The sequence below is a fragment of the Maribellus maritimus genome, assembly GCF_022267315.1.
Taxonomy (GTDB): domain Bacteria; phylum Bacteroidota; class Bacteroidia; order Bacteroidales; family Prolixibacteraceae; genus Draconibacterium; species Draconibacterium maritimum.
The window spans coordinates 154218-167317 of record NZ_JAIKLE010000006.1 but is presented as its reverse complement, the minus strand read 5'-3'; the positions used below and the strand labels follow the sequence as shown (position 1 = coordinate 167317).

Here is a 13100-nt window from a genome sequence, read left to right as displayed (position 1 = left end):
ATATCTTTTAGAATTTTCTTGTCCATTCTTTTGGCCATCGTTCGATAACCACTTTTGTTTGTGTAAAAAACTCGATGGCGTGTCTTCCCTGCCCGTGCAAATCACCAAAAAAACTGTCGTTCCACCCACTAAAAGGAAATTGTGCCATGGGCGCTGCAACTCCAATGTTGATTCCGATATTCCCGGCATTTGCACGGTTTCGGAATGTTCGTGCATTGAGTCCGCTGGTAGTAAACAAACAGGCCATATTTCCGTAGCTGTTACTGTTTACAAAATCAATTGCCTCATCAATTGTATTCATTGGCAGCAAACTCATTACCGGGCCAAAAATCTCGGTTTTGATAACTTCGCCATCCAGCGGAACGTTCTCGAGGATAGTTGGTTTTATAAAGTTTCCCTTTTCAAAACCGCTGATGGTAGCATTTCTTCCATCCAAAAGCAAATTTGCTCCTTCATCGATTCCTTTATTTATAAGTTGTTCTACCCTTGTTTTACTTTCGGGGGTGATAACCGGCCCCATTTCCACTCCTTTCTTGAGACCAAAACCCGTGGTTTTCTTTTTCGCCGCTTCAACAAGCGAATCTCTTATCTGTCCGTTCTTATCACCGACAGTAACAATATTTGATGCTGCCAGACACCGTTGGCCTGCACAGCCATAAACACTGTCAGCAATAATTTTAGTTGTCATTTCAATATCGGCATCGGGCATTACAATTACCGGGTTTTTGGCACCTCCCTGTGCCTGCACTCTTTTGCCGTTTGTTGTTCCACGTTGATAAATATACCGGGCCACTTTTGTTGAGCCAACAAAACTTATAGCTTTTACTTCGGAGTTATCAAGCAACGCATCGACACTCTCCCTTCCGCCATGCACCAGGTTTATCAATCCTTTTGGCAAGTCCAACTGATCGATTAGTTCAAACACTTTCATCATGGTTAGCGGCACTTTTTCCGACGGTTTCAGAATAAAACTGTTACCACAGGCAAGTGCATAAGGCATAAACCAAAAAGGAATCATCCCCGGAAAATTAAAGGGAGAAATGCATGCACATACTCCCACTGGCTGCCGAATCATAAATTCATCTATGCCTGTTGCGATATTCTCAGAGAACTCGCTTTGCATCAAGGTTGGAGTAGCACAGGCGGTTTCTATATTTTCGATTCCACGTTGCATTTCCGCAACCGATTCAGCATAACTTTTTCCGCATTCAAGTGTAATCAGTTTCGCTATTTCTTCAATGTTTTCCTCAATCAGCTGTTTTAATTTGTAGAGTGGCTGTACCCGTTTCATCACCGGTACATTACGCCATTCCTTCAAAGCTACACCGGCAGCCGAAACGGCCTCTTTCACATCCAAATTTGTGTTCTCTCCAAATGGAACCTTTGCCAGTATTTCCTGGCTTGCGGGATTAATGACGTCTTTTGTTTGTTTTTCCCTGCTTTCCTGCCAGGTTCCGTTGATATAATTTTTTAAAACTTCCATATTGTTGATATTTAATTTTCAAGTTTGTCCGAGTAGTATATAAATCATTATTGTAATCACGAAGAGCACCACAGAAAGATGGGGAGTATATTTCCAGGGAACCATTTCCATTTTTACCGGAGCAGTACGAATACTGTAGTTCTTACGTGGATAAAAGTAGGACACCGTGTACATAATTATGACATTCAACACAAATTCGATTCCCCAGTTATGTATAAAATGAATATCGACCTTTAATATGAATGTGGTAACGATATAATAAATCAAACCAAAAATCAGTGCCGCTTTTGCCCCCACTGCTGATATCTTTTCCATAAAAAATCCTGCCAGCATAATTGTGGCTATGGGAATAAAAAATATACCGTTCAATTGCTGGAGGAGCTGATACAAACCTTCGGGAGCTTTTGCAACCAGGGGAGCAGCTAGAATTGCCGTAACAGCTAAAATTGATGACAAAAAACGTCCCACCCAAACGAGTCGTTTTTCCGCAGCATCTTTTTTTATTAAACGTTTATAAACATCAATACTAAAAATTGTAGCGGCGCTGTTTAATACACTGTTGAAGGTACTTAAAACGGCCCCCATCACGACGGCTGCAAAAAATCCTGTTAAATACACCGGGAGAACCTTTTTAATCAGGGCAGGATAGATGAGATCCTGATCATCGTACATAGAATCTCCAAAATAGTAAAATGCGATAACACCCGGCAGAATAATAATTATTGGCACCAAAATTTTTAAAACTCCGGTAAACAATAATCCTTTCTGAGCTTCTTTCAGATTCCTGGCTGCAAATGCCCGTTGAATGATGGTTTGGTTCATTCCCCAAAAATAGAGCTGGTTAATTATTAATCCGGTAAACAAAACTCCAAAAGGCATTACCGAATTCTTTTCACCAATTACATTAAACTTTTCAGGAGCATTATGAAATACTTTTAAAAGGCCATCCATAATATTCCCGTTACCGATACCAAACAAAGCAATTACCGGAACAAGAATACCACCGGCAAGTAACCCTATTCCATTAATCGAGTCAGACAGAGCAACAGCTTTTAATCCACCAAAAATGGCGTATACCGAACCGATTATTCCGATGCCAACCACAGTTATCCACAATCCTTCTGTTTGGCTTACACCCAATACCTCCGAAATATTAAAAATACTTTCAAGGTTTATAGCGCCGGTGTACAGAACAATCGGTAAAAGCGTTACTACAAATGATATTACCAAAAAAAGCGCAACCAGACTCCGGGTAAAACCATCGAAACGTTTTTCAAGATACTCGGGAATGGTTGTTAAACCCAGTTTCAGATATCTGGGAATAAAAATAACAGCTGCAACAACCAAAGCGAGTGCAGAAGTCACCTCCCAGCCAATAATTATAAATCCATTTTTGTAGGACGAACCGTTCATTCCGATCAAATGTTCGGTGGAAATGTTGGTAAGTAACATTGAACCGGCAATGATTACACCTGGCAAACTTCTGCCACCAAGAAAATATCCGTCGGAGGAATCCATTTTGTCTTTTCGCAGTTTATACCAGGTATAAAAAGCGACAAAAGCCGTAAAGCCAATAAAGGTAAGTAATGTTAGCATAGTTTAGGATGTCACAGTTTTAGTCAGTTAAAAAAAATATCTTTGTTTTTTCTTTTGTTCATCATAGTTTTTTCGGGCTTTTTTTACTGATTTCGATTCAGAAACTTCGGCTATGGGCACGTCCCACCAGGCATAACCATAACCTGCAATTTTCCTTTCGGGTACTGTTTGTATATAAATAACCGTGGTGCGTTCTTCCGTTTTTGCCATTTTTAAAGCTTCGTTAAAAGAGGCAACATCTCTGGTTTTATATACTTTGGCACCCAGACTTTCGGCGTTTTTAGCCAAGTCAACAGGCAGGCGTTCTCCTTCCAGTTGCCCGGAAGATTTATCGCGATATAAATATTTTGTACCGAAACCTTCGCTTCCGATCGATTTTGACAAACCGCCGATACTTGCAAATCCGTTATTATCAATTAATATGATGGTGAGTTTGTATCCTTCCTGCAGAGAAGTTATAATTTCAGAAGGCATCATTAAGTAACCACCATCACCCAAAATCACGTAAATTTCACGATCGGGACAGGCCATTTTTGCACCCAGTCCGCCTGATATTTCGTACCCCATACACGAATAACCGTATTCCAAATGAAAGCCTTTTGAATCGCTGGTACGCCACAATTTGTGTAAATCACCCGGAGCACTCCCTGAAGCACACAGAACAACATCTTTGGGCTCAATAAAATTATTTACAGCACCAATCACTTCCGACTGACTTGGAACTTCCTCTCCGTCAGCCTTGTATGCTGCCGCTACCTTTTCGTCCCAGCTTTTGTTGAATTCAGCCACTTTCTTTCGATATGCTTCATCTACTTTATAATTTTCAAGTTTTTCAAGAAGCTCTTCCAAAATTACTTTTGCATCGCCGGTAAGTGCCAGTCCGCTGTGTTTATAACCATCAAATTCAGTAATATTAATATTGATGAATTTTACCTTTTTGTTTTGAAAAGCTGTTTTTGACGCGGTTGTAAAGTCGCTGTACCTGGTACCAATTCCAATAACCAAATCGGCAACAGAACTTATGGCATTGGCACCTTCCGTTCCGGTAGCGCCTGTAGCGCCAAGATTGTGCGGATCGTCATACGGCAACGAACCTTTTCCGGCAAATGTTTCGCCCACGGGAATACCTGTTGAATGGACAAAGTTTTTAAGCGCTGTTTCCGCTTCGCTGTAAATTACTCCGCCTCCGGCAATTATCATCGGATTTTTTGCCAGACGAATTAAATCAACTGCCCTCTTTATTGCCTGAACATCAGCACGCGGCCGTGGTACATGCCATACTCTTTTTTCAAACATTTCAGCAGGAAAATCAAAAGCTTCAGCTTGTACATCCTGCGGAATACAAAGTGTAACAGCACCCGTGTCGGCAGGTGAGGTTAATACACGCATTACCTCCGGGAGTGAAGTTATCAGTTGTTCGGGCCGGTTTATGCGATCCCAGTATTTTGAAACCGGTTTAAAACAGTCGTTTACTGAAATATCCTGCGACGATGGCGACTCAAATTGTTGAAGCACCGGCGCGACAGTCCGTTGTGCAAAAATATCCCCGGGCATCAACAAAACCGGAAGACGGTTTATGGTTGCTCCGGCTGCTGCGGTTACCATATTCGTAGCCCCTGGACCAATAGAAGAAACACACGCAAAAGTGGATAAGCGATTTTTCATTTTGGCGTAACCGGCTGAAGTGTGTACCGCTGCCTGTTCGTTCCGGACGAGGTAGTATCTGAAATCGGGTTCCTGTTGCAAGGCCTGACCAAAACCGGCCAGGTTTCCATGCCCAAAAATTCCAAAACAACCCGCAAAAAAGGGCTGTTCTATTCCGTCTCTTTCAGAATACTGATTTTTGAGGTATTTCATGGTTGCCTGCGCAACCGTTAATTTTATTGTTTCCATTTTAATAGAATTAAAATCCACCTTGTGATTCAATAAATTCGAGAATCTCATTTTCGTAGGGTGTAAAATTGGCGCAGCCCAATTGGGTAACCACATGTGCTCCACAGGCATTTCCCATCCGGCAGCACTTATACCAATTCCAACCTTTCAGATAACCATAGATAAAACCTGCCGCAAATGCATCACCGGCACCAAGAATATTTACAACCTCCACCGGGAAACCGGGAACTTCCTGAATGGTTCCGTCCGTTAGATAAACAATCGCACCACGCGAGCCGGTTTTTAATATCAGTGCATCAACGCCAAAACTCAAAATTCCCTGGATAGCTGCGTCAATATCCCCTTTTATTTCGGGCGCGGAAATTTGTTGGTGGCTTATTTTTAACTGTGATTCATGCGTTAGAAAAGCCGCGAGTACTTCTTCTTCGGTTCCCAAAACGATATTGGCATTTCGCATAAATGCGCGGGTAGTAACTCCAAATGCGCGGATATCGTGCCATTGGTCAGCGCGAAAATCAAGATCAAGCATAACCGGGATTTCATTTTTACGGGCTATTTCAGCCGCCAGAAAAGCAGAACTTCGCGTTGGTTCAATATTCAAAGCTGTTCCCGATACTTCCAGCATGCGCGACTTTTCGATCCCTGCTTTCAGCACATGATCGATGGTTATTTGCGAGTCAGCACAATTATCGCGGTAATACACCAGCGGAAAACGGTCGGGTGGTTCAATTCCGAGAATAACCGCTGAACTTCTGGCTCCGTCAATTACAGGTATATTTTCTGTAACCACTTTTTCCTTTTTCAAAAAATTTAGCAAAAAATCTCCCACCTTGTCTTTCCCAACCCCGGTAAGCAAAGAGGCATTTAATCCCAAACGGCTGCACCCCACTGCGATATTCAGAGGTGAACCACCAACAAAAGCATGGAAACCAGGTATCTCTTCAAACGGGCTACCCACTTCCTGCGAGTACAAATCAATGGATGACCTTCCATACGTTGTTACGTCATAAATTTTTTCCGGCTCACTCATATTATTTCAAATTATTCATTTCGGCTGTTACAACAGGTACTCTCGGATCAAGTCCCTTCCACGAATTGTATATCCATTCGTGTTCCGGATCGTCAGTATTGGCAAGCGACTGGTCGCTTCCGGTTAAAAAATTAAGATAATACACATTGTATCCATGTCCGGCAACAACGGGGTGATATCCGCCAGGAACAAGTACAATATCGTTATTACGAGCAACGGCAATTTCATCCAGACTTCGGTCGTCGTTGTATACCTGCTGAATAGCAAATCCCTGTGGTTTGTCTATTTTATAAAAATATGTTTCCTCTAGACATGCCTCCGTTACATTGCCTTTATCATCCACTTTTCGATCGTCGTGTTTATGCGCCGGAAATGAGCTCCAGTTCCCCGATGGCGTGTAAACTTCCACCGAAACCAAACGATGACAGTCGAATCCGGGTTGAAGCAAACTATTGATCTGACGTGTTGCATTATCGCCGCCACGAATTTCAATGGCGGCTTCCTCCGGGCGTTTAAAATACGCAGGATGGTCTTGATCCGTCTCACACCAACCGTAAGCAATATCGAGAACTTCGCTTTCGGCGGTTAATTCAAACTTTGTGTTCCGCGGAAGATACAGCGAATGGGCAATTCCGCTAAAAACGTCTTTTCGCCCATTTTTTGTTTCCCAGTTTCCTTTGTCGGATTTTACGGAAAAATTACCTCCAAGTAAAATAATGGCATATTCATTACCCTCTGTGTTTCCTTCCCATATTTCGCCTTTTTTCATTAACCGGGCCTGAAAATTTAAATACTGCCAACCTGTTTCTTCCTTTAAAACACTCTGGTAAATTCCGTTATTCGGCTCTGGCTTCGCCAATAATCTGTATTTTTTATCTCTTATCATGATTTAACTTTTAAATTCACTTGCTTTTCCTATCGATTTGAACAATTCAAATTTTTTGATGCAAAACATTTCAAACGCTTCCATATATGATTTCCCCGGAACAATGGGATCGAACTGAGCCGGAGAATACTTAAAAAATTCACGAACAACACGCGTCCAAATCAAACGGGCATCGGTTGCAATGTTTATTTTGCACACGCCAAACTGAATTGCCTTAATGATTTCATTGTCTGAAACTCCTTTTGCATCAATACCCAACTGACCACCGGCTGCATTTATTCGTTGTATCTCATCCTTATTTACTGCCGAACCGCCATGGAGAACCAGAGGAAATCCGGGTAATTTTTGCTGAATCTCTTCCAGAATATCAAACTGAAGTCCCTGTTTTCCTGAAAATTTATATGCACCGTGGCTTGTTCCAACGGCAACCGCCAAACTATCGCATCCGGCTTGTTCAACAAATTCAACAACTTCGTCTGGCTGTGTATATTTTTTATTCTTTTCATCCACAACCAAATCATCTTCCACACCACTTAAAACCCCTAATTCAGCTTCAACCGAAATGCTTTTTTTATGTGCTTCTTCAACAATCTCTTTGGTAATTTTCACATTCTCATCAAAGGGTTCGTGTGATGCATCAATCATAACCGAGGTGTAATCTCCCGACCGGATACTTTGGAATGCATGTTCTTTGTTTCCATGATCGAGATGAATGGCAAAAACTGTTTTGGGATAAATTTTAGCTGCCGCCGAAATCATTGCAATCAACATTTCAGAAGAAGCATAATTTCGGGCAACCGGTGTGGTTTGAATAATAAAAGGAGAGTTCGATTTTTGAGCTGCAGCAAACAATCCGTGAATTTGCTCCATATCCCAAACGTTTACCGCAGCAATTCCATACCTGCTGTAACATTTTCTGAATAGTTCACTGGTTGAAACAAGCATTTTTGCCTTTATTGATTTAGTTATACTTCCTAAATTTAAATCATTATTTATACTCAATACAAATAAAACAGGCAAAAACTTTATGCAAAGGTTTGCATAAAAAAGTATTGATTCAGAGCAAAATAATAGGGAATAACAAGAAAAAATGAAGCGTTGGAAGCAACGTATATTGTTCCAAAATCCTTCTATTTATCTGGAAGAGCCCCGAACAACCAATTCGGGCAGCAACGTTTCAATTCTGAAGCTTGAGATCTCATTTGAAGCATTAATCCTTCTCATTAGAAAACGGGCAGCAAGAACTCCCATTTCATAGGTGGGCTGCCAAACAGTAGATAAGGAGGGTTTAAAAAAAGAGGAGTGTGGATCGTCATCAAAACCAATAACAGATATTTCTTCAGGAATTGTTATTCCCGCCTCTTTTATGGCATACATTGCGCCAATGGCTACACCATCATTAATTGTAAATATGGCATCGGGAGGATTGGGTAGCGCCAGAAGTTTTTTTGTGGGGTCGATCCCGTGTTCGGGTGCAAATCCACAACTTTCAACGATATATTTTTCATTTACCGGGATGTTGTATTTGCTTAAGGCATCTTTGTATCCTTTTAAACGATGCCGCGCTGTGGAAAGCGTCTGCTGCCCGGCAATGTGTGCCACTCTTTTACAACCGGTCTGAATCAAATGCTCTACAGCCTGAAAAGCACCATTGTATTCATCAACAAAAACTTTATCCACTTCAATTCCTTCGCAATCACGGTCAAAAATTACCAAAGGAATATTGTTGTCAGTTAATATTTTTAGGTGACCAAAATTTTTAGTTTCAGACGATGGAGAAATTAAAAATCCATCTACCCGAATGGATGTAAAAGTTTGAATAATATTTTTTTCTTCTTCGTAAGATTCGTTTGACTGGCTGATAATCATATTCACTCCCAAAGGGTTCACCATATCCTGGATTCCGTTAATTACCGAAGAAAAAAAATAACTCGTGATTTCAGGAACCACCACACCTATTGTGTTGGTTTTGTTTTTCAGTAAATTAAGAGCAAGTAAATTGGGTTGATAGTTTAATTTTCGGGCCAGTTTTACTACCGCCTTTTTTGTTTTTTTGCTTATTGCAGGATGGTCATTCAAAGCACGCGAAACCGTTGAGGGAGAAACCCCCAGTTGATTTGCAATTTCAGTTATGGTGGTACGCGACTTTTTCATGCCAAGCCAAAAATGTCCGGTAAATGCTGTCTAAAAACGATGACGCCAATTTAGTTGATGTTTAACAAACTACCTAATTCTTCCATGGAATAAAAAACTTCTGCACCCAACTTCTTAAATTCCTCTTCTTTCAGTTTTGTTGAAAAAGCATACACATCAAAACCGCCTGCCCTTGCAGCTTTTACACCGGGGATACTATCTTCAACAACAGCACACTGTTGGGGAGAAAAACCCATTTTCTTGGCGGCATGTAAATAAATATCGGGCTCGGGCTTCCAACTTCCTATGTCATACGAACTAAAAATATTCTCACCAAACTTATCAGCAAGGTTTGTGGAAGTCAGGTTAAGTTTAATTTTTTTTACCGGTCCGCTGGAAGCCACGCCAAAAGGTATTCTTAGTTTTTCAATGATTTCATGAACTCCGGGAACAGGTTTGAGGTCGGTTTTGAAGGCCTGAAAAGAACGTTTTCTGAATTCCTCTTCAAAATCCTCTGGTAAATCTTTTCCCAAATGTTCCGTAAAAAACTTCAAATTTTCTTTCATCGAGGTGCCGGTTATTTGCTCCAGAACCGTTTCCTGTTCCAGTTCACATCCCAATTCCGACATCATTTTCCTAAACACTTTGGCTGAAATTGCCTCACTGTCAACCAACACCCCATCGCAATCAAAAATTATACATTTATATTTCATACGAATTATTTTTACAACCACTGCATCATATCTACCCAAAAATGTTGCCCTAATCCAACGGTAAAAATCAGGAACCCCATAATTCCATGAACTATGGCAGTGAACAGCACGCTTCTGGTTTTATCGTAGAGCCAGGCCAAATATAATCCTGCAAAAAAAGTCAAAACCAGCGAAAGCACACTGAAATATACAATGTGTACAAAACTAAATGTTATCGCACTGGCAAAAATCAGAATCCATTTATTTTGAAACAGACGGGAATATCGCATAAAAAAGAACTTTCGGTAAACGACTTCCTGTCCGTAAGCTGAAAATACGGGATAAAACCCTAACATTGCCAGCCAAATTGCCGGATTTCCACGCGGGAGATTGAACAAATTTTCAGGCTCAAAAATCAATACAAAAGCAAGTAGAAAAACTCCGGTTGCGATAACAGCCAGCAGTTGTTGCAGCCACATTTTTTTTGAAATATTCAGACGAACCAAGTCACGCAAATGAAAATCTTTTTGTTTTCTGAAATACAAAATTAACGCAACTAAAACAGGCAATAAAATGGAACTGGGATGAATAATATTCTCCTCAAAAAACAAAAACAAGGGCACACCAATAAACAGAATAACAAATTCAGTGGCAAGAACAATTTTCTTTTTTACCATTTTAGAAATCTGATAAAAATGTAACTCCTGTAATTTTTTCTGAAAGTTCCCATAATTTTTTGGCATCTGCAAAATTATGCGAAGCTTCATTTGACTTCACTTTTACAGGATGCCCTTTCATTTCCCTGAATCCGTCAGGCCCGTAAAACTCTCCTCCTTTCACATTCTCATCAACTGCGGCACGAATTTGCGGCAACGCACCCATTTCAGCACTCTGAAAAAACGGATTCAAAAGTACTTTCAAAATCTTAAACAAAAATTTCTTCTCAAGATAGCGGGCCAAGTTGGTATCGGAAACTCCGGGATGAGCAGAAACAGCCTTCGCGTCTACTCCGGCGGTTTCCATTCTTCGCTGTAACTCGTATGTAAATAATAAATTAGAAAGTTTCGAGCGCCCGTAAGACTTTGTAGGACTGTAATCTTTGCCGTTTTTAAAAAGAAGGTTATCAAAATCCACTTTACCCTGTTTATGCGCCAAACTGCTCACGTTTACTATTCTCGAATTCGGTGTGTTTTTTATCAGTTCGAAAAGCTGCCCCGTTAATGCAAAATGCCCGAAATGGTTGACCCCGTTTTGCGCCTCCAGGCCGTCTTTAGTTGTAAAATAGGGAGTCATCATTATTCCTGCATTATTCAAAAGCACATCTATTTTTGTATACTTTCCCTTAAAATCATCAGCAAATTTTTTAATGGATTCAAAACTTGATAAATCAAGTTGCATCACCACAATCTTTCCTTTGGTCTCACCAATCTTGCTTTTTGCATTCTCTCCATTTTCCATCGATCGGCTGGCGAGAATTACTTCGGCTCCTTTTTGTGCAAAAGCTTTCACCGATTCAAAACCAAGTCCGCTGTTTCCTCCGGTTATAACAATTACTTTCCCCGTCAGGTCTGGAATATTTTTGCCTGTCCATTTTCCGTTTTCCATGTTTCTTTTATTTTGACAATTCAATTATATCTTTTGCCTTAAGCACATTCTGAGGAAAGCCCCGTAGCATTGAATTTATCATTGCCTGCCCTATTTGAGTAGTACTAACAACCGAATTTGGAGCCAAAGTTTTGACAATTTTTACCAGCCACATAAAATAATTATACATAAACCGGTAGCTTTTTGTTCTTGATTTAATACCACGCAATGGAATTATTATTCCGGGCCTGAACATAAATGCCTGATTAAACCCCAGTTTCAAAAGGTCGTTTTCAGTTTTTCCTTTTACCCGTGCCCACATTACTCTGCCACTTTCCGAAGAGTCCGTTCCTTGTCCGGATACATAGTTAAAAGTCATTTGCGGATTATTTTCCAGAAGTGTTTTTGCCAGAGCCAGTGTAAAGTCATACGTTATTTTTTTGTACTCTTCTTCCTTCAAACCAACCGAACTTATTCCAAGGCAATAAAAACAGGCATTGTAACCAGTCAGCTGACTTTTTACTTCAGAAAAATTGATAAAATCTTTGTGAATCAATTGCTTCAGCTTTGGGTGATCTATTTCGAGATGATTTCTTCCAACAGCTAAAACTTCCGATATTTCCGGATGATCAAGACATTCCAGCAGAACACCTTTCCCGACCATTCCGGTTGCTCCTGTAACAATTACTTTTTTCATTTTATAGGTTTTAAATGAATTTGTGTTATTTCACTTTTTGTCCCCACACGCATTGGCGGGCCAAATGTTCCGGCACCCTGCGAAACAAAAAGTTTTGTTCCATTAAAACTGTGCAAGCCTTTGTTATATTGAAAAATAAGACCTGCAATATATTTTATCGGGAAAAGCTGGCCTGCATGTGTATGCCCCGCCAAATACAAATCTATGCCGTGATTACTTGCATATTGAATTCCATCCGGACTGTGATGCAACAATAAAGAAGGCTTGCTTTTATCAGGAGAGAGACTTTCGAGTATACTTTTTATCGTGTTTTTCTGTCCCGATGCATGCATATTAAATGTTTCACTGTCGGCTGCCATATGATTCAGTCCTATGATCTGTAACCCATTCCAATGATAAATCTCGTTTTCCAGAACGTGTATATTTATTTCCCTCAAATGGTTCTTAACCGTCTGAATACCTGAATATTTATCATGATTACCTTCAACAAAAAAGATGGGCTTGTGAATATCGGTCAACGGAGCCAGACTTTCTCTTGAGAGATTTATAACGCCATCGAACAAATCTCCTGTAATAAATACGGCGTCAACATTTTGCCGATTCACTTTTCTAACAATTTTTTCTAAAAAAATTTTGCCGCGAAAATGACCAATATGAATATCGGAAAGATGCATAATTCTGATTTCTTTGCTCAACCCACTAATTCCGATTTCCTGTTGAGTCACCTGAACATTCCAGGCATTAAACACGCCATAAACTGAAACAAGGGATGTTATTGCCAGTGCAAGAATACCCATGTTTTTGGCTGAAAAATGTGCAAAAATATTTACTGCCTCAACCAGCAAAACCGACAAAAGAAGGTAGAGTAAAACACCCATTATAATTGCTGCCAGGATATAGACAATATTAGCCCATCGTTTGGTGGAATTTGAGAGTGGCATCATCCCAAAAACCATCAATGCAGTTACAGCAGGAAATGCCAAATATAATAGCCTTGTATTCTCAACGGCGAAATAAAAATTAAAGCGGCGGGAAAGATAAATATTTGCCCCGATAATAATCGCCAGAAACAACAATAAAAAAATAGGTGGAAAAAATCGTTTCAT

12 protein-coding genes are annotated in these 13100 nt (G+C 40.3%); all 12 read right to left on the bottom strand.

From position 1 onward, the window contains the following. Positions 1–7: 7 nt before the first annotated feature. The 12 genes from K5G00_RS07705 to K5G00_RS07650 all read right to left on the bottom strand — a co-directional run bounded on the left by K5G00_RS07705 (position 8) and on the right by K5G00_RS07650 (position 13100). Positions 8–1483 (bottom strand): CoA-acylating methylmalonate-semialdehyde dehydrogenase, encoded by a 1476-nt coding sequence (locus tag K5G00_RS07705; RefSeq protein WP_238765559.1) that lies wholly within the window; start codon positions 1481–1483, stop codon positions 8–10. Positions 1484–1501: 18 nt separating this feature from the next. Then, the gene (locus K5G00_RS07700; protein WP_238765558.1) at positions 1502–3079 is read right to left on the bottom strand and encodes a solute:sodium symporter family transporter; all 1578 of its coding nucleotides are present in this window, start codon (positions 3077–3079) and stop codon (positions 1502–1504) included. 27 nt (positions 3080–3106) lie between these two features. Continuing rightward, on the bottom strand, positions 3107–4972 hold the full coding sequence (gene iolD / locus K5G00_RS07695; protein ID WP_238765557.1) for a 3D-(3,5/4)-trihydroxycyclohexane-1,2-dione acylhydrolase (decyclizing): 1866 nt from the start codon (positions 4970–4972) through the stop codon (positions 3107–3109). Positions 4973–4982: 10 nt separating this feature from the next. Beyond that, a complete protein-coding gene (gene iolC / locus K5G00_RS07690; RefSeq protein WP_238765556.1) occupies positions 4983–6002 on the bottom strand; it encodes a 5-dehydro-2-deoxygluconokinase in 1020 nt (339 codons plus the stop codon). Between the two features lies 1 nt (position 6003). Next, positions 6004–6888: a 5-deoxy-glucuronate isomerase gene (gene iolB / locus K5G00_RS07685; RefSeq protein WP_238765555.1), complete on the bottom strand. Its 885-nt coding sequence runs from the start codon at positions 6886–6888 to the stop codon at positions 6004–6006. Positions 6889–6891: 3 nt separating this feature from the next. Next, entirely contained in the window at positions 6892–7833 is a 942-nt protein-coding gene (locus tag K5G00_RS07680; protein ID WP_238765554.1) for a class II fructose-bisphosphate aldolase, read from the bottom strand. A gap of 189 nt (positions 7834–8022) precedes the next feature. Next, the gene (locus tag K5G00_RS07675) at positions 8023–9042 is read right to left on the bottom strand and encodes a LacI family DNA-binding transcriptional regulator (RefSeq protein WP_238765553.1); all 1020 of its coding nucleotides are present in this window, start codon (positions 9040–9042) and stop codon (positions 8023–8025) included. Positions 9043–9092: 50 nt separating this feature from the next. Further along, positions 9093–9734 carry an HAD family hydrolase gene (locus K5G00_RS07670; RefSeq protein ID WP_238765552.1) on the bottom strand — a complete coding sequence of 214 codons (642 nt, stop codon included), beginning with the start codon at positions 9732–9734 and terminating at the stop codon, positions 9093–9095. An 11-nt stretch (positions 9735–9745) separates the two neighbouring features. Continuing rightward, the gene (locus K5G00_RS07665; RefSeq protein WP_238765551.1) at positions 9746–10390 is read right to left on the bottom strand and encodes a CPBP family intramembrane glutamic endopeptidase; all 645 of its coding nucleotides are present in this window, start codon (positions 10388–10390) and stop codon (positions 9746–9748) included. 1 nt (position 10391) lies between these two features. Beyond that, positions 10392–11318: an oxidoreductase gene (locus K5G00_RS07660; protein ID WP_238765550.1), complete on the bottom strand. Its 927-nt coding sequence runs from the start codon at positions 11316–11318 to the stop codon at positions 10392–10394. A gap of 7 nt (positions 11319–11325) precedes the next feature. Beyond that, positions 11326–11994, bottom strand: a complete 669-nt coding sequence (locus tag K5G00_RS07655) for a Rossmann-fold NAD(P)-binding domain-containing protein (RefSeq protein WP_238765549.1) — start codon at positions 11992–11994, stop codon at positions 11326–11328. Continuing rightward, entirely contained in the window at positions 11991–13100 is a 1110-nt protein-coding gene (locus K5G00_RS07650) for a metallophosphoesterase (protein WP_238765548.1), read from the bottom strand. The genes K5G00_RS07655 and K5G00_RS07650 overlap by 4 nt, the downstream gene beginning before the upstream one ends.

Bases quoted from the DNA above. Each gene is read 5' to 3' on its own strand.
- K5G00_RS07705 (WP_238765559.1), bottom strand. From the start codon at position 1,483: ATGGAAGTTTTAAAAAATTATATCAACGGAACCTGGCAGGAAAGCAGG.
- K5G00_RS07700 (WP_238765558.1), bottom strand. From the start codon at position 3,079: ATGCTAACATTACTTACCTTTATTGGCTTTACGGCTTTTGTCGCTTTT.
- iolD (WP_238765557.1), bottom strand. From the start codon at position 4,972: ATGGAAACAATAAAATTAACGGTTGCGCAGGCAACCATGAAATACCTC.
- iolC (WP_238765556.1), bottom strand. From the start codon at position 6,002: ATGAGTGAGCCGGAAAAAATTTATGACGTAACAACGTATGGAAGGTCA.
- iolB (WP_238765555.1), bottom strand. From the start codon at position 6,888: ATGATAAGAGATAAAAAATACAGATTATTGGCGAAGCCAGAGCCGAAT.
- K5G00_RS07680 (WP_238765554.1), bottom strand. From the start codon at position 7,833: ATGCTTGTTTCAACCAGTGAACTATTCAGAAAATGTTACAGCAGGTAT.
- K5G00_RS07675 (WP_238765553.1), bottom strand. From the start codon at position 9,042: ATGAAAAAGTCGCGTACCACCATAACTGAAATTGCAAATCAACTGGGG.
- K5G00_RS07670 (WP_238765552.1), bottom strand. From the start codon at position 9,734: ATGAAATATAAATGTATAATTTTTGATTGCGATGGGGTGTTGGTTGAC.
- K5G00_RS07665 (WP_238765551.1), bottom strand. From the start codon at position 10,390: ATGGTAAAAAAGAAAATTGTTCTTGCCACTGAATTTGTTATTCTGTTT.
- K5G00_RS07660 (WP_238765550.1), bottom strand. From the start codon at position 11,318: ATGGAAAACGGAAAATGGACAGGCAAAAATATTCCAGACCTGACGGGG.
- K5G00_RS07655 (WP_238765549.1), bottom strand. From the start codon at position 11,994: ATGAAAAAAGTAATTGTTACAGGAGCAACCGGAATGGTCGGGAAAGGT.
- K5G00_RS07650 (WP_238765548.1), bottom strand. From the start codon at position 13,100: ATGAAACGATTTTTTCCACCTATTTTTTTATTGTTGTTTCTGGCGATT.